At 71.0% G+C, this 16,276-nt stretch carries 17 protein-coding genes; 13 read left to right on the forward strand and 4 right to left on the reverse strand.

Translation table 11 applies throughout. The annotated features are described in order from the left end of the window. Window positions 1–90 precede the first annotated feature (90 nt). Window positions 91–414: a tetratricopeptide repeat protein gene (locus ABE505_RS11805; RefSeq protein ID WP_346444724.1), complete on the reverse strand. Its 324-nt coding sequence runs from the start codon at window positions 412–414 to the stop codon at window positions 91–93. A gap of 224 nt (window positions 415–638) precedes the next feature. On the opposite strand from ABE505_RS11805, the gene ABE505_RS11810 reads away from it, so the two are divergent. Genes ABE505_RS11810 through ABE505_RS11870 form a run of 13 tightly spaced genes read left to right on the forward strand, consistent with a single transcriptional unit; the run spans window position 639 to window position 11,650 of the window. Then, window positions 639–968 carry a YerC/YecD family TrpR-related protein gene (locus ABE505_RS11810; protein ID WP_346444723.1) on the forward strand — a complete coding sequence of 110 codons (330 nt, stop codon included), beginning with the start codon at window positions 639–641 and terminating at the stop codon, window positions 966–968. A gap of 9 nt (window positions 969–977) precedes the next feature. After that, window positions 978–1,892 carry an ATP phosphoribosyltransferase gene (hisG, locus tag ABE505_RS11815; protein WP_346444721.1) on the forward strand — a complete coding sequence of 305 codons (915 nt, stop codon included), beginning with the start codon at window positions 978–980 and terminating at the stop codon, window positions 1,890–1,892. Further along, on the forward strand, window positions 1,889–3,226 hold the full coding sequence (gene hisD, locus ABE505_RS11820; RefSeq protein WP_346444719.1) for a histidinol dehydrogenase: 1,338 nt from the start codon (window positions 1,889–1,891) through the stop codon (window positions 3,224–3,226). Before hisG ends, hisD begins: the two co-directional genes overlap by 4 nt. Then, on the forward strand, window positions 3,223–4,305 hold the full coding sequence (gene hisC, locus ABE505_RS11825) for a histidinol-phosphate transaminase (protein WP_346444718.1): 1,083 nt from the start codon (window positions 3,223–3,225) through the stop codon (window positions 4,303–4,305). Before hisD ends, hisC begins: the two co-directional genes overlap by 4 nt. Continuing rightward, window positions 4,302–5,381 (forward strand): bifunctional histidinol-phosphatase/imidazoleglycerol-phosphate dehydratase HisB, encoded by a 1,080-nt coding sequence (gene hisB / locus ABE505_RS11830; protein ID WP_346444716.1) that lies wholly within the window; start codon window positions 4,302–4,304, stop codon window positions 5,379–5,381. Before hisC ends, hisB begins: the two co-directional genes overlap by 4 nt. After that, a complete protein-coding gene (gene hisH / locus ABE505_RS11835; protein ID WP_346444714.1) occupies window positions 5,378–5,995 on the forward strand; it encodes an imidazole glycerol phosphate synthase subunit HisH in 618 nt (205 codons plus the stop codon). Before hisB ends, hisH begins: the two co-directional genes overlap by 4 nt. Next, window positions 5,992–6,729 (forward strand): 1-(5-phosphoribosyl)-5-[(5-phosphoribosylamino)methylideneamino]imidazole-4-carboxamide isomerase, encoded by a 738-nt coding sequence (gene hisA / locus ABE505_RS11840; protein ID WP_346444712.1) that lies wholly within the window; start codon window positions 5,992–5,994, stop codon window positions 6,727–6,729. Before hisH ends, hisA begins: the two co-directional genes overlap by 4 nt. After that, window positions 6,723–7,496, forward strand: a complete 774-nt coding sequence (gene hisF, locus ABE505_RS11845; protein ID WP_346444710.1) for an imidazole glycerol phosphate synthase subunit HisF — start codon at window positions 6,723–6,725, stop codon at window positions 7,494–7,496. Before hisA ends, hisF begins: the two co-directional genes overlap by 7 nt. Window positions 7,497–7,551: 55 nt before the next feature. After that, on the forward strand, window positions 7,552–8,160 hold the full coding sequence (gene hisIE / locus ABE505_RS11850) for a bifunctional phosphoribosyl-AMP cyclohydrolase/phosphoribosyl-ATP diphosphatase HisIE (protein ID WP_346444708.1): 609 nt from the start codon (window positions 7,552–7,554) through the stop codon (window positions 8,158–8,160). 41 nt (window positions 8,161–8,201) lie between these two features. Further along, on the forward strand, window positions 8,202–8,699 hold the full coding sequence (locus ABE505_RS11855) for a GNAT family N-acetyltransferase (RefSeq protein ID WP_346444707.1): 498 nt from the start codon (window positions 8,202–8,204) through the stop codon (window positions 8,697–8,699). A 28-nt stretch (window positions 8,700–8,727) separates the two neighbouring features. Next, complete coding sequence (locus ABE505_RS11860) at window positions 8,728–9,516, forward strand: SAM-dependent methyltransferase (RefSeq protein ID WP_346447481.1); 789 nt, start codon at window positions 8,728–8,730, stop codon at window positions 9,514–9,516. Window positions 9,517–9,543: 27 nt separating this feature from the next. Then, entirely contained in the window at window positions 9,544–9,786 is a 243-nt protein-coding gene (locus ABE505_RS11865; RefSeq protein WP_346444703.1) for a hypothetical protein, read from the forward strand. Next, window positions 9,737–11,650 (forward strand): GGDEF domain-containing protein, encoded by a 1,914-nt coding sequence (locus tag ABE505_RS11870; protein WP_346444701.1) that lies wholly within the window; start codon window positions 9,737–9,739, stop codon window positions 11,648–11,650. The genes ABE505_RS11865 and ABE505_RS11870 overlap by 50 nt, the downstream gene beginning before the upstream one ends. Window positions 11,651–11,672: 22 nt before the next feature. Here the strand turns inward: ABE505_RS11870 and ABE505_RS11875 are convergent, their stop codons facing one another. The 3 genes from ABE505_RS11875 to xseA form a co-directional block, all read right to left on the reverse strand. After that, window positions 11,673–13,139 (reverse strand): aldehyde dehydrogenase family protein, encoded by a 1,467-nt coding sequence (locus ABE505_RS11875; protein WP_346444699.1) that lies wholly within the window; start codon window positions 13,137–13,139, stop codon window positions 11,673–11,675. Window positions 13,140–13,180: 41 nt separating this feature from the next. Next, the gene (locus tag ABE505_RS11880; protein WP_346444697.1) at window positions 13,181–14,830 is read right to left on the reverse strand and encodes an acetolactate synthase large subunit; all 1,650 of its coding nucleotides are present in this window, start codon (window positions 14,828–14,830) and stop codon (window positions 13,181–13,183) included. A gap of 82 nt (window positions 14,831–14,912) precedes the next feature. Beyond that, a complete protein-coding gene (xseA, locus tag ABE505_RS11885; protein WP_346444696.1) occupies window positions 14,913–16,241 on the reverse strand; it encodes an exodeoxyribonuclease VII large subunit in 1,329 nt (442 codons plus the stop codon). Window positions 16,242–16,276: the final 35 nt, after the last annotated feature.

A 16,276-nucleotide genomic window follows, 5' to 3' on the forward strand; every position in this document is an offset into this window, starting at 1 on the left:
TGGGGGCGTAATCGAGCGGGGTCGTGATCGTTTTGATTCAATTATCAACACTGTGCGGCCGGTTCTGCCTGTTCTGTTTTGGCTGGTGGATCAGGCCTTCGCCTGGCGTGCGCGCTCGATCCGCCGCAGGAACACCGTCATCTCCTTGGACGACTGCACGTCGCCACGCCGCGCCGCGGCGTCGAGCCCGGCGCGCCAGGCCGCTTCGGCATCCGCGTCGCGCCCTTGCGTCAGCAACGCCTTGCCGAGCAGTTTCCACGCGGCCGAGTAGTCCGGATCGTGCCGGGTGGCGGCGGCCAGATGGGTCGCGGCCGAGGCCGGGTCGCCTGCCTGCAGGCAGGCATTGCCCAGCCCGAAGCGCAGCAGGGCGTCGTCGCGCCCGGCATCGAGCAGGGCCTGCAATCGGTCGCGCATTGCGCCCCCGAATCTGAGAGTCGAGGCAGGATCTTCCGGGATCGGCAGGCGAGGGCGGTGGAACGCTGCGGTCCAGTCGGCGCCCTGCGAACGGCCTGCGGCGATGACGCGATGCGCGGGGAGTGCGTGCATCGCCGCTGGACGGCGCCGCCAGCCCGGTTGACTTCGAATCGGAAAGGCGTAATGTACTAACACGCTATTACATTGACACGTCTCCACCACCCGTGAAGCAACGCCCCGAACCCTTGCCCGACCACGAAGCCAGCGCCTCGCTGCAAGCGCTGGCACGCGCGTTTGCGGCGCTGAAGACCGCCGATGAGGTCGCCCGGTTCCTCGACGACCTGTGCACGCCGGCCGAGCTCGAGGCGCTGGTCGACCGGTGGCGGGTCGTGCCGCTGCTGCAGCAGGGCGTGCCGTATCGCGAGATCCACGAGCGCACCGGCGTCAGCGTGACCACCGTCGGCCGCGTCGCACGCACGCTCGACCGCGGCGCCGGCGGCTATGCGATCGCAGCGCGTCGTGTCGGGCGTCCTGCGTCCCCCGATTCCCACTGAGGTTTCCCGATGAGTCCTGTCACTGGCGGCGCCGCGCGCGACCGCCTGCGTATCGCGATCCAGAAATCCGGCCGGCTCAGCGAGCCGGCGCGGGCGTTGCTGGCGTCATGCGGCCTGTCGTGGCGCGAGAGCCGCGACAAGCTGTTCTGTTACGGCGAGACGCTGCCGGTCGACCTGTTGCTGGTCCGCGACGACGACATCCCCGGGCTGCTCGCCGATGGCGTCTGCGATTACGGCATCGTCGGCCGCAACGTGCTCGACGAGGTCGCGGCCGACCGGGCCTTGCGCGGCCTGCCGCAGGTGTCCAAGGCGGTCCGTGCGCTCGGCTTCGGCGGCTGCCGGCTCGACATCGCGATTCCCGAGTCGCAGGACTGGTCGGGCCCGGCGCAATTGCAGGGCAGCCGCATCGCGACCAGCTACCCAGGCCTGCTGCAGCAATGGCTCGACGCGCAGGGGGTGCAGGCGAGCATCGTCACGCTGTCGGGTTCGGTCGAGATCGCGCCGCGGCTGGGCCAGGCCGACGTGATCTGCGACCTGGTGTCCAGCGGCGCGACGTTGACCGCCAATCAGCTCAAGCCCGCGGTCACGCTGATGACCAGCGAGGCGGTGCTGGCCGGCCCGGTGCAGCCGTTCTCCGATGTGCGGGGCGACCTGGCCGCCCTGCTGCTGCGCCGCCTCGACGGCGTGATGCGGCTGCGCGACAGCCGCCTGTTGATGTTCCAATCGCGTCGCGACGGCGTCGATGCGCTGCTCAAGCTGTTGCCCGACGCCGAGCCGCCGACGTTGCTGCAGGTCGACGGCAGCGAGACGGTCGCGTTGCAGGTGCTGTGCCACGGCGAGCTGACCTGGCCGCGGCTCGAGGCGCTCAAGCAGGCCGGCGCGGCCGGGCTGATGGTGCTGCCGGTGGAGCGGATGCTGGCATGAACCTCAACGCCCGCTTTTCGCTGGACGGCGCGATTCCGGCGATCGTCGACTGGTCGGCCGCCGATGCGGCAGCGCAGGCCGAACTGCTGCGCCGCCCGACGCAAACCGTCGCCGCGCAGACGCGCGCGGCCGTCGCCGACGTGCTCGACGAGGTGCGTACACGCGGCGACGCCGCACTGCGCGCGTTGACCGAACGCTTCGACCGCGTCGCGCTCGACGATTTCGAAGTCGGCGCCGACGAATTCGCCGCGGCCGAGGCCGAGGTCTCGCCGCGCTTGCGCGAGGCAATGGCCAACGCCGCCGCGCGGATCGAGCGCTTCCATGCCGCGGGCAGGGTCGACGGCTACGCCGTGCAGACCGCCGATGGCGTGGAGTGCGCACGGATCGTGCGGCCGATTCCGCGGGTCGGGCTGTACGTGCCGGCCGGGACCGCGCCGCTGCCTTCGACCGCATTGATGCTCGGTGTGCCGGCCCGGCTGGCCGGTTGCCGCGAGGTCGTGCTGTGCACGCCGCCGCGCCCGGACGGCAGCGCCGATCCGGCGGTGCTGGTCGCCGCGCGGCTGACCGGCGTGCACCGGGTATTCAAGCTCGGCGGCGCGCAGGCGATTGCGGCGATGGCGTTCGGCACCGCGTCGGTACCGGCCTGCGACAAGCTGTTCGGGCCGGGCAATGCGTTTGTCACCGAAGCCAAACAGCAGGCGGCGCAGTCGGGCACGGTCGCGATCGACATGCCGGCCGGCCCGTCGGAGGTGCTGGTGATCGCCGATGCCGGCGCCGACGCGGCGTTCGTCGCGGCCGATCTGCTGTCGCAGGCCGAGCACGGGGCCGACTCGCAAGTGCTGCTGCTGAGCGACGACGAGGCGCTGCTGCGCCGCGTGCGCGTCGAGCTGGCGACCCAGCTTGGTGCGCTGCCGCGCGCCGACATCGCGCGCCGGGCGCTGGCGCGCTCGCGGTTGCTGCGGGTGCCGACGCTGGAGGTCGCGTTCGACATCAGCAACCGTTATGCGCCCGAGCATCTGATCCTGGCCCTGCGCGCGCCGCGCGACTGGCTCGACCGGGTCGAGGTCGCCGGTTCGGTGTTCCTGGGCGACTGGACCCCCGAGGCGCTGGGCGACTACTGCAGTGGCACCAACCACGTACTGCCGACTGGCGGCGCCGCGCGCGCCTGGAGCGGCGTTGGCGTGTCCAGCTTCCAGACCCTGGTCAGCGTGCAGAGCGCCGACGCCGCGGGCATCCGCGCGATCGGACCCGATGCGGTGACGCTGGCGCGCGCCGAAGGCCTGGACGCGCACGCCAACGCGGTCGCGCTGCGGCTGGCGAGGGCGGGCGCATGAGCACGGTGCTCGATCTGGTGCGCGACGACCTGCGCGCATTCTCCGGCTATGCCTCGGCGCGGACCCAGGCGCTCCAGGGCGAGATCTGGCTCAATGCCAACGAGGCACCGTGGGCGAATCCCGGCGATGCCGACGGCCAGTGCCGCCGGTATCCGGCGCCACAGCCGCCCGCGCTGCAGGCGCGACTGGCCGCGCTGTACGGCGTGGAGGCCTCGCGCTTGCTGATCGGCCGCGGCAGCGACGAGGCGATCGACCTGCTGGTGCGTGCGTTGTGCGTGCCCGGGCGCGACGCCGTGCTCGCGACGCCCCCGGTGTTCGGCATGTACGCGGTCAGCGCCCGGCTGCAGGGCGCGCCGTTCGCCGAGGTGCCGTTGCGCGATGGCGCCGACGGCTTTGCGCTCGATGTCGATGCCGTGCGCGAAACCGCGCTCGCGCGGGGCGCGCGGTTGGTGTTCCTGTGCTCGCCGTCCAACCCGACCGGTGGCCTGGTGCCGCTGGCCGATGTCGCGGCGTTGGCCACTGCGCTCGACGGGCGCGCTGTCGTCGTCGTGGACGAGGCCTACGTGGAGTTCGCCGACGCGCCGTCGGCGACCACGCGGCTCGACGCCCACGCCAACCTGGTGGTGCTGCGGACACTGTCGAAGGCGCATGGCCTGGCGGCGGCGCGGATCGGGGTGGCAATCGGCGACCCGGCGTTGATCGCGGTGCTGCGGCGCTGCCAGGCGCCGTATCCGGTGCCCACGCCCTGCGCCGAGCTGGCGCTGGCCGGGCTCGCCGACGCGGCGCTCGCGCAGACCCGCGCGCGCGTGGCACAGACGATCGCCGAGCGCGATGGGTTGGCGGCCGCGCTGGCGGCGACGCCGGGCGTGCGCCAGGTGTATCCGTCGGCCGGCAACTTCCTGCTGGTGCGCTTCGCCGACGCCTCGCGCGCGTTCGCGGCACTGCTGGCCGCCGGCATCGTCGTGCGCGACCAGCGCGCCGCGCCCGGGCTGGGCGATGCGCTGCGCATCACGGTCGGTACGCCGACGCAGAACGCAGGTGTCGTCCAGGCGTTGCAGACATTGGAGGTCGTGGCATGAGCGGAACCAAGATCCTGTTCGTCGACCGCGACGGCACCCTGATCGAGGAGCCGGCCGACTATCAGATCGACGCCTACGAGAAGCTGCGCTTCGTGCCGGGCGTGATCCCGGCGCTGCTGCGGCTGCGCGATGCCGGGTTCGAGTTCGTCATCATTACCAACCAGGACGGCCTGGGCACCGAGGGCTACCCGCGCGCCAGTTTCGACGGCCCGAACGACCTGATGCTGCAGATCTTCGAAAGCCAGGGCATCACGTTCCGCGAGGTGCTGGTCGATTGCAGCTGGCCGGCCGACAACGCGCCCACGCGCAAGCCGGGCCTGGGGCTGGTGATGCACTACCTGCGCGACCGCGGCATCGATCTCGACGCCTCGGCGATGGTCGGCGATCGCGACACCGACCTGCAGTTCGCCGACAACCTGGGCATCCGTGGCTTCAAGCTGCGGAGCCCGCAGTTCGGCGGCGACTGGGACTGGCCCGGCATCGCGCACGCGCTGTGTGATGCGCCGCGCTGCGCGCGCATCGTGCGCAACACGCGCGAGACCCGCATCCGGGTCGAGCTCGACCTCGATGCCGCGCGTGATGCGCAGGTGTCCACGGGGCTTCCGTTCTTCGACCACATGCTCGATCAGATCGGCAAGCACGGCGGCATCGCGCTGACCGTGCAGGCCGAGGGCGACCTGGAGATCGACGAACACCACACCGTCGAGGATGTCGGCATCGCGCTTGGCCAGGCGTTGCGCGCGGCGCTCGGCGACAAGCGTGGCATCGCCCGCTACGGCTTCATGCTGCCGATGGACGAGACCCTTGCCAGCGCCGCGCTCGACTTCGGCGGGCGTCCGTACCTGGTGTTCGACGGCACATTCCGGCGCGAGCGTGTCGGCGACCTGCCGACCGAACTGGTCGCGCATTTCTTCCGCTCGGTCTGCGACTCGGCGGCGTTGAACCTGCACCTCAAGGTCGAGGGCGACAACGACCACCACAAGGTGGAAGCCTGCTTCAAGGCCTTCGCCCGCGCGCTGGGCCAGGCGGTGCGCCGCGACGGGGCCGCGCTGCCGAGCACCAAGGGCGTGCTGTGATGCGCGTGGTGATCGTGGACGCGGGCGGCGCCAACACCGGCTCGGTGCGCTACGCGTTCGAGCGCCTGGGGGTGCGGGCGGCGCTGGTCACCGATGCCGAGGCGATCCGCGGCGCAGACCGCGTGATCCTGCCCGGGGTCGGCACCGCGGCGCAGGTCATGACGCGGCTGCGGGCGCTCGATCTGGTCGAGGTCCTGCGGACACTGGACCGGCCGCTGCTGGGCATCTGCGTGGGCATGCAACTGCTGTTCGAGCGCTCGCAGGAAGGCGATGTCGAGGGGCTGGGCCTGCTGCGCGGCACGGTCGCCCGGCTTCACGGCGGCCCCGGTATCCGGGTGCCGCACATGGGCTGGAATCGGCTGCAGCCGCGGGCCGACAGCGCGTTGCGCACCGGCATCGACGACGGTGCACACGCCTTCTTCGTGCACAGCTATGCAGCCCCGGTGACCGCCGACTGCATCCTTGCCTGCGCCCACGGCCAGCCATTCGCCGCTGCCGTGCAGCGGGGCCTGGTCGCCGGTGCGCAGTTCCATCCCGAGCGTTCGGCCGCGGTCGGCGCGCAGCTGCTGCGCAACTTCCTGTCTCCATCGTTCGATGCTGGAGTCCGTGCATGAGCGGTTTCACCGTCTATCCCGCCATCGACATCCGCGATGGTCGCGTGGTCCGGCTGGCGCAGGGCGACTATGCGCGCGAGACGCGTTACAGCGACGATCCACTGGCCCAGATCCGGGCCTACGCCGACGCGGGCGCGACGTGGCTGCACTTGGTCGATCTCGACGCCGCACGTGCGGGCGGCTTCACGCTCGCACCGTTGCTGGCGCGCATCCGTCAGGCCACCGGCCTGCAGGTGCAGACCGGCGGCGGCGTGCGCAGCGCCGACGACGTCGCGCGAATCCTCGATGCCGGCGCGGCCCGCGTGGTCGTGGGTTCGCTCGCGGTGCGCGATGCCGATGCGGTGGCCGGTTGGATCGAGCGCTTCGGTGCCGAGCGCATCACCGTGGCGCTCGACACGCGGCAGGATGCCAGCGGGGTCTGGCGTCTGCCGGTGCACGGCTGGACGCAGACCGCCGAGGCCACCTTCGACACTTTGGCGGTGCGCTATGCGCAGGTCGGGCTGCGTCACCTGCTGAGCACCGACATCGCCCGCGACGGCATGCTGTCGGGGCCCAACAGCGCGCTGTACGCGCACCTGCGCGCGCTGGCGCCGGCGCTGCAGGTGCAGGCGTCGGGCGGCGTACGCGCACTCGACGACATCGTCGCGGCGCGTGCGCAGGGCTGCGCCGGCATCGTGCTCGGCCGCGCATTGCTTGAAGGCCGCTTCGCACTGCGGGATGCGCTGGCATGCTGAGCCGGCGGATCATTCCCTGCCTGGACGTGCGCGAGGGGCGCGTGGTCAAGGGCGTGCGGTTCCGCGACCATGTCGACATGGGCGATATCGCCGAACTGGCGCTGCGCTACCGCGATGCGGGCGCCGATGAACTGGTGTTCTACGACATCTCCGCCAGTCCCCAGGGCCGCTCGGTCGATCGTGGCTGGGTCGAACGGGTGTCGCGGCTGATCGATATCCCATTCTGCGTCGCCGGCGGCATCCGCGACGTCGCCACCGCGCGCGCGGTGCTGCATGCCGGCGCCGACAAGATCTCGATCAATACCCCAGCGCTCGAGCGCCCGGCGCTGATCGCCGAACTGGCCGACGCGTTCGGCGTGCAGTGCGTGGTCGTGGGCATCGATTCGATCCGCGAGGCCGACGGTCAGTGGCGGGTGCGCAGCCACACCGGCGACCCGGATCGCACCCGCGCGCTGGCGATGCGCACGTTGGACTGGATCGTCGAGGCCCAGCGTCTGGGGGCCGGCGAGATCGTGCTCAACTGCATGGACAACGACGGCGTGCGCCGCGGCTATGACATCGCGCAACTGCGTCAGGCACGAGCACTGTGCGAGGTGCCGCTCATCGCCTCGGGCGGGGCCGGCGAGACCGCGCATTTCGTCGACGCGTTCGTGCAGGCGGATGTCGACGGCGCGCTGGCTGCCAGCGTGTTCCACAGCGGCCGCATCGCGATTCCCGACCTCAAGCGCGAGCTGCGCGCGGCCGGCGTGGCGGTGCGCGATGTCTGACCTTCGCGACCAGGGCCCGACGGCCGCGCCCCCCAATGCGCCCCAGGACGATGCCATGACCGACATGTCCTTCGACCCGGCGCGCCTGGACTGGAGCAAGGGCGACGGCCTGCTGCCGGCGATCGTCCAGGACGCCGACACGTTGCGCGTGCTGATGCTCGGCTACATGGATCGCGACGCGCTCGATGCCACGCGCCGGCTGGGGCAGGTGACGTTCTTCAGCCGCAGCAAGGGTCGGCTTTGGACCAAGGGCGAACAGTCGGGCCACGTGCTCGAACTGGTCTCGGTCGCGGCCGATTGCGATGCCGACACGCTGCTGGTGCTGGCCCGGCCGCAGGGGCCGACCTGCCATCTGCAGCGGCCCAGCTGTTTCCCGTCCGCCCCGGGCGGTGTGTTGGCCGAACTGGATGCGCGCGTCGCGCAGCGCGCACGCGAGCGGCCGGACGGCAGCTACACGACGCGGCTGTTCGACGGCGGCATCCGCCGGATCGCCCAGAAGGTCGGCGAGGAGGGCGTGGAGACTGCATTGGCAGCCGTCGCGCAAGGCGACGACGACCTGCTGGGCGAGAGCGCCGACCTGCTGTACCACCTGCTGGTGCTGCTGCACGCGCGCGGGCTGTCGCTGGCCGATGTCGAGCGCGTGCTGACCGCGCGGGGCCGGTGAGGCGGCCTTGCGTGTGGCCCGGGAATTTCGAGGCCGTCGGGGTGCGCGCGACGCTGCTGGCCGACGATGACGCCGCCCTGTTTGTCGCCCTGTACGGCGATCCGGCGACGATGCGGCAGGTCGGCCCGGCGCTCGATCGTTCCGCCGCGACCCGTGCATTCGCTGCGGCGCGTCGGCAAATGCGGGGCGACCCGCCTGCCGCCCGGTTCTGGCGGCTGGAGACTGCCGCCGGCGCGCAGGGATTGCTGTCATTGGTGCCCGATGCGGCCGGTCGGGACGCCGAGACCGGGCTGTTGCTGGCGCCTGCGGCGCAACGGCAGGGGGTAGCGACCGCGGCGCTGGGGCATCTGTGCGAGGTCGCGCTCGGCACCGGCGCATTCGAGGCGCTGTGGACCCGGCACCGGGCCGGCCATGCAGCCGCCGTCGGCCTGATGCGGCGCCTGGGGTTCGTGCGCGCTGCGCCGGTGGAGGGCTGGCAGCGCTGGCGTCTCGGTCGCACGGCCTGGCGCGCGCTTGCCGGCGGTGCATCTGCCGATTAGATTCCGCGCTCGTGCAGGGGAGTTGACGATGGAAGGCAGGGGGCGGCTGGCCTGCGTCGGTGTCGGCATGATGCTCGGCGCGCATCTGGGGCCACGCGCCAGACGCCATATCGAGACGGCGGAGGTCGTCTTCGTCGCCGTCTCCGATCCGCTGGTCGAGCTGTGGGTGCGGAGCATGAATGCGGATGTCCGCAGCCTGCAGCCGTTCTATCGCGAGGGCCGCTCCCGGCACCGCAGTTATGCCGGCATGATCGCTGCGATGCTGGCCGAGGTGCGCGCCGGGCGCGATGTGTGCGGTGCGTTCTACGGCCACCCGGGGGTGTTCGCGCAGGTGCCCCACCAGGCGATCGCGGCGGCCCGTGCCGAGGGCTTTCAGGCCGTCATGGAGCCGGGGATCTCGGCCGAGGACTGTCTGTACGCGGATCTGGGGATCGATCCGGGCGACGTCGGTTGCCAGCACTACGAGGCCAGCCAGTTCCTGTTCTACCGACGGATCGTCGACCCTGCTGCCTGGCTGGTGCTGTGGCAGGTCGGGGTGGCCGGGGTCCGCGACACCGGGCGGTTCCACAGCACCGGCGCGGAGCGCGCCGCGCTGGTCGCCCGCCTGGCCCGGGATTACCCGCCCGGACATGTTGTGACGCTCTACGAAGCTGCTACGCTGCCCACCGTGCGGCCCCGCCTCGAGCGGCTGCCGTTCGAGGCGCTGGCGCAGGCGAGATTGCACCAGCACACGACGCTGGTGGTGCCGCCGGGAAAGGCGCTGGAGCGGGACGTGGGCATGGCATGGTCGGCAGGCGCCGCGGGCGCGGCCGACTGAGCACAATCGAGAACGACTGGGGGGGACATGCTCGACGTTGTCGCGTTGCTGGAATCGGCGGGGGCCGGAACCGCGTTCGATCCGGTCGGTCCGGAAGTCGCCGATGCGGTACTGGCCTTCCTGGCCGACGGGACGAGCGTGCCGGCGATCGTGGCCTGCATGATCATGACTCCCGACGACGGACAGAGCGAACCCCCGCAGGATGAACCGGATCAGGACGATGACGGCGACCGGCGCGATGACGATGATCCGGGCGAACGCTCCGCGTGAGGCCGTGGCCGGCGATGCGCGGGACGTGCGATCGCGCGCGCGCTGGCGGTTGGGTCTGCTTCTGGTCGGGATCGTCCTGTCGCAGGTGGCACTGGCCGGCGACGCGCTCGATGCGCTGATCGAAGAGGCGAGTGCGCTCAGGACGTCCGATCCCCAGCGCGTGGACGCGTTGCTGCGCGACATGGCCGGCCATCTCGAGACCGCGACCGAGGCCCAGCGCGCACGGGTGCAACTGCTGCGGGTGCACCGGATGATGACCAGCGGGCAGTCGGCCATCGCCACCGACCAGCTGACGGCATTGCTGGCGTCGACGGCCGATCCGGTGGCCCGTTTCGAGACCGCGTCGATGCTCGCGAACATCTACGCGGTCCAGCGGCGCTTCGAGGACGCACTGCGGATGCTCGAGACGATGCTGCCGCTGGCCGACCAGGTCGAGGACGCGCAGCTGCGCCATCGCGGCCTGATGGTCGCGGCGATCGTCTACAACCAGGTGGGGGAGTTCGGCCAGGCACAGCAGTATGCCGAGCGCGTGCTGCGCGAAGATCCAGACGGGCGCAATGCCTGCGCGGCCGGCGGTGTGCTGCTCGAGGCGATCAATGGGCTCGGGCAGTCCTTTACCGATGCGGCCGGGCAGAGCGCGCTGGATCGGTGCACTGCGCAGGGCGAGCCGATCTTCGCGGGGTTCGTCCGCCTGCATATCGCCCGCCAATGGGACACGCGCGGCAGATGGGAGGAGGCCTTGGCGCTGCTCGGCGGCGGACTGGCTGCGGTCGAGCGCACCGGCTACCCGTTCCTGATCGCGCAGACCCGCGCGGCGCTTGCGGCATTGAGCCAACGCGCCGGGCAGCCTGCCGCGGCACGCGCGCACGCCGAGGCCGCACTCGCCAACAGCCAGGATGCGACGTCCACCGAGGCGCGCGTCACCGCCCATCGGGTCCAGTACGAACTGGCATTGGCCAAGGGCGATGCGGTGGCCGCGCTGGCAGCCTATCGGCAGTATGTCGATGCCGAGCGCGCCCATTTCAACGATGTGAAAACACGCGAAATGGCGTATCAGGTCGTGCGCCACCAGTCGCTGCAGCAGGCCCAGCAGATCGAGCTGCTGCGCCAGAAGAATCAGTTGCTCGAACTCGAGCGCAGTGTCACCGAGCAGCGCGCGCGCAGCTGGCTGCTGTTGACGCTGGTGCTGGTGGGATTGGTCGCGTCGGTCGGCTACTGGGCCTACAAGACCAAGCGCCTGCAGATGCGCCTGAAGCGGATGACCGAGGTCGATGCGCTGACCGGTATCAGCAATCGGCAGCACTTCAGCGAGCGGGCCGAAGCCGCACTCGCGCAGTGCGCGCGCGAGCGCATGCCGGCGGTGCTGGTGATGTTCGATCTCGACCACTTCAAGCTGGTCAACGACCGCCACGGGCATGCAGCCGGCGACTGGGCCCTGCAGCAGGTGGCAGTCCGTGTGCAGCCGCTGTGCCGGGAGATCGACAGCTTCGGTCGGCTGGGCGGCGAGGAGTTCGCACTGTTGTTGCCGGGGCTGGACGAGTCTGCCGGACGCCGCTTGGCCGGCGATGCGCAGGCGCGGCTGGCCGGCGTCGACACCCAGGCCCAGGGGTATGGGTTCCGGATCGCGGCCAGTTTCGGCGTGGCCAGCGCGATCACGGGCGGCTACAGCCTGGCCGCGCTCATGCGCCAGGCCGACCAGGCGATGTATGCGGCCAAGCGCAATGGTCGGCGGCAGGTCCGGGTGTTCGACCCCCACGCGCAGGGCGACGACCCGGAGGCGTCACAGGCGCTGCGTGGCAGGGGGCATGAGGTCGCGGCTGCGCCGGCACATGCGGGCGATCCGACCCGCCGCGCCATCGCCTGATCACAGGCGGCGCCCCACGGGCTCAGACCGGGTCGCGGATCACCAGCAGCCGATCCTCGCACATGTCGCGGATCGCATAGCGCACGCCTTCGCGGCCGATACCCGAGTCCTTGATGCCGCCGTAGGGCATGTTGTCGACGCGGAAGCTCGGCACGTCGCCGACGATCACGCCGCCGGCCTCGATCCGATCCCAGGCGCGCATCGCGTGGGCGAGGTTGCCGGTGAACACGCCGGCCTGCAGGCCGAAATCGCTGTCGTTGACCCGCGCGATCGCCTCGTCGAAGCTGTCCACCGGCTCGAGTAGCGCGACCGGACCGAACACCTCCTTGCGCTGCAGGTCGGCGTCGCGCGGCACCTTTTCCAGCAGCGTGGCCGGAATCATCGTGCCTTCGCGCTTGCCGCCGGCGATCACCTTGGCGCCGCCCTTGCGCGCGGCATCGATCCACGATTGGATGCGGTCGGCCGCATCGGCGTCGATCACCGGACCGATGAAGGTCGTCTCGTCGCGCGGATCGCCCATGCGCAGTGCGCCGACGGCCTTCTTGAGCTTGCGCCGCAGCGCGTCGTGGATCGCGCGATGCGCATAGATGCGCTGGACGCCGATGCAGCTCTGCCCGGACTGATAATAGGCCCCGAACACCAGCCGCTCGACCACGTGGTCCAGGCTCGCGCCGGGGTCCTCGTCGACGATGCAGGCGGCGTTGCCGCCCAGCTCCAGCACGACCTTCTTCTTGCCGGCGCGCGCCTTGAGGTCCCAGCCCACCAGGCCGCCGGTGAAGCTCAGCAACGCGATGCGCGCATCCTCGGTCAGCGCGGCGGCGTCCTCGTTGCTGCAGGGGATCACCGAGAACGCGCCCTTGGGCAGGTCGGTCTCGGCCAGGATCTCGCCGATGATCAGCGCGCCGACCGGGGTCTTGGCTGCGGGCTTGAGCACGAACGGACAGCCGGCCGCGATCGCCGGTGCCACCTTGTGCGCGACCAGGTTCAACGGGAAGTTGAACGGGGTGATGAAGCTGCACACGCCCACCGGCACGCGCTTGACCATGCCGCGATAGCCGCGGGTGCGCGACGAGATCTGCAGCTCGACGACCTCGCCGTCGAGCCGGGTCGCCTCGCCGGCGGCGATGCGGAAGGTGTCGATCAGGCGCGTCACTTCGCCGCGCGCGTCCTTGATCGGCTTGCCGGCCTCGATGCACAGCGCCAGAGCGAGCTCCTCGGCGCGTTCTTCGAACCGGCGCACGCAGTGCTCGAGCACATCGCGGCGCTGGTCGGGCGCGAACGCGGCCATCGCCTCGCGGGCCTTGTGCGCGGCGACGATCGCCTTGCGGATCGCCGTCGCATCGCCCATCGCCACGCGCGTGGCGACCTGTCCGCTGTACTTGTCGCGGACTTCGAGATCGGCGTTCGCCGCGACCGCGACGTTGGCGAGGTAGTAGGGGTAGCGGCGGGCGAGCCCGGCGGTCTTGGGGGCGGTCTTGTGCTTGGCCATTGGGCGCTCCGGAGTCGAAAGGCGGAAGGACGCGGCGGCGATCAGTCGATCGCGGCGCTGCGCGCGGGAATCTCGGTGTTGAGCAGGGCGTCGTCGTCGCGATAATCGATGGCCAGATCGATCAGATCCACGCCCGGCGTGTCCAGCGCGGTGCGCAGCGTGTGTGCGAAGGCGGCGGCGCTGGTGGGGCGATGGCCGCGCGCGCCGTAGCTCTGTGCGTAATGCACGAAGTCGGGATTGCCGTAGTCCATGCCGTACACCGGATAATCCTCGTGCTGCTGCTTCCACTTGATCATGCCGTAGGCATCGTCGCGCAGCACGATGACCACCAGGTCGAGCGCCAGGCGCACAGCGGTTTCCAACTCCTGCGAATTCATCATGAAGCCGCCGTCGCCGCAGACTGCGACGATCTTGCGGTCGCCGTGCACCAACCTGGCTGCGATCGCCGAGGGCAGGCCGGCGCCCATGGTCGCCAGTGCGTTGTCCAGCAGCAGGGTGTTGGGCGCGCGGCACCGGTCGTTGCGCGCGAACCACAGCTTGTACAGGCCGTTGTCGAGACAGACGATGTCGCGCGGGTCGATCGCATCGCGCAGCGTCTTGACCAAGTGCGGTACGTGCACGGGGAAACGGTCGTCGGCGGCGAGTTCGGCGATGTTCCGGCACAGCACGGTCCGCACGCGATCGAAGAACGTGAAATCCCAGTGCGGCTGCGGGGCGTCCAGCGCCTCGGCCAGTTGCCAGACCGTATTGGCGATGTCGCCGATGACCTCGATCTGCGGAAAGTACACCTGATCGACGACGGCGCTTTCGTAGTTGACGTGGATCACCGTGCGCCGGCCGCGGTGCATGAAGAACGGCGGTTTCTCGATGACATCGTGGCCGATGTTGACGATGCAGTCGGCAGCATCGATCGCGCGGTGCACGAAATCGTGATCCGACAGCGCGGCGGTGCCGAGCCACAGCGGATGCGTCTCGTCCAGCACGCCCTTGCCCATCTGGGTGCTGAAGAACGGGATGCCGAGCCGGTCGACGAAGGCCCGCAGCATCTTGGCCGTGGTCTTGCGGTTGGCGCCGGCGCCGATCATCAGCAGCGGATGCCGGGCATTGCGAATCGCCTGCGCGGCATGCGCGATCGCCTTGTGCTCGGCCAATGGACGGCGCGTGTAGGGGGCAGGCAACAGGCGCGCATCGGTGTCGTCGCTGGCGATGTCCTGGGGCAGTTCGAGATGGGTGGCGCCAGGACGTTCCTCCATCGCCCGCTGGAACGCGTCGCGCACGCGCGCGGGGATGGCGTCGGCGGACACCAGTTGATGGGTCGACTTGGTCAGTGGCCGCATCATGTCGACCACGTCGACGATCTGGAAATGCCCCTGCTTGCTGGTCCGGATCGGCTTCTGGCCGGTGATCATCAACATCGGCATCGCGCCCAACTGGGCGTAGGCGGCCGGCGTGACGAGGTTGGTCGCGCCGGGGCCCAGTGTCGACAGGCAGACGCCGGCTTGCCCGGTCAGCCGTCCCCAGGTCGCGGCCATGAAGCCTGCGGCCTGCTCGTGGCGGGTGAGCACCAGCTCGATCGTGGACGCGCGCAGCGATTCGAGCAGGTCGAGGTTCTCCTCGCCCGGGATGCCGAAGACATGGGTCACGCCTTCGGCTTCCAGCGCCGAGACGAACAGGTCGGAGGCCTTGGTCATCGGTCCGTGTACTCCAGCGACAGATCGCCGGTCATCGTGCCAGCCCCGGCGTGATCGCCGGGCGAGGGCGGACCGCGCCGCGCTACTGCACCTCGACCCGAAGCGTGCCATCGCCGACGCGGGCGTCGAGCCGATCGCCGGGCGCGGCGTCGGCGGTGCTGCGCACGATGCGGCCGTCGTCGCGCTGCAGGATGCTGTAACCGCGCGCGATCGTCGCCAGCGGGCTCACCGCCTCGAGCGAGCGCGCCAGCCCGCGCAGGTGCAGCGCGTCGCGTTGCAGCCGACGGGCGACCGCGGCCTGCGGGCGCGCCTGCAGCGCATCGAGGCGCTGGTGCAACTGGGCGAGCCGGCGTTGCGGCGAGGCCGCGCGCAGCACCGCGCCGGCATGCTGGAGCCGCGCCTGACGCTGCTGCAGCTGTTGCCGCTGGGCAGCCTGCAGCCGGCGCAGCGCTGCGTCCTGCCGCTGGCGCAGGGCGTCGAGCCGCGCCTGCGGGCGGGTGGCCTGCAGGCGCAGCGCCGCACGGTCGAGCCGCTGCGCGCAGGCCTGCAGCGTGCGCAACTGCACGGCGTCGACCTGACGTTGCAACTGGCGCACGCGCCCGAGCAGGTCGTTGCGGTCGGGCGTCAGTAGTTCGGCAGCGGCCGACGGCGTGGGTGCGCGCAGGTCGGCGGCAAAGTCCGTCAGGCTGAAGTCGGTCTCGTGCCCGACGGCCGAGACCACGGGCACCGGCGAGGCGGCCACCGCGCGCGCCAGCGCCTCGTCGTTGAAGGCCCACAGGTCCTCGAGCGAGCCACCGCCGCGGGTCAGCAGCAGTACGTCGTAGCGCCCGCTCTCGCCCGCGCGCTGCAGCGTGCGCAGCAGTTGCCCAGGCGCGTCCACGCCCTGGACCAGGGTCGGCAGCACCTCGACCTCGAGCAGCGGGAAGCGCCGCGCCAGCACGCTGAGCACGTCGCGCACCGCTGCGCCCGATGGCGAGGTGATCACGCCCAGGCGCCGCGGAAACGCCGGCAGCGGGCGTTTGCGCTCGGCCTCGAACAGGCCCTCGGCCTGCAGCCGGGCCTTGAGCGCATCGAAGGCCCGCCGCAACGCGCCTTCGCCGGCTTCTTCGAGCGTGTCGAGGATCAACTGGTAGTCGCCGCGCGCCTCGTACAGCGTCACCCGGCCGCGCGCACGCACCAGCATGCCGTCGCGGGGCACGAAGCGCAGCCACTGGCTCTTCTGCCGGAACAGCGCGCAGCGCACCTGGGCGCGCGCGTCCTTGAGCGTGAAGTACATATGGCCCGACGCCGGGCGTGAGACGTTGCACAACTCGCCCTCGACTGCGACCTGGGGGAAGCTGTCCTCCAGCAGCCCGCGGGCGAGGGTGTTGAGCTGGCTCGGGGTCAGGACGTCGCGTGCGGAATCGTGCATGCGCACAAGGATACCGGCACGCGGCGGGCGGGGCT

The organism is Luteimonas sp. TWI382, assembly GCF_039674545.1.
Taxonomy (GTDB): domain Bacteria; phylum Pseudomonadota; class Gammaproteobacteria; order Xanthomonadales; family Xanthomonadaceae; genus Luteimonas.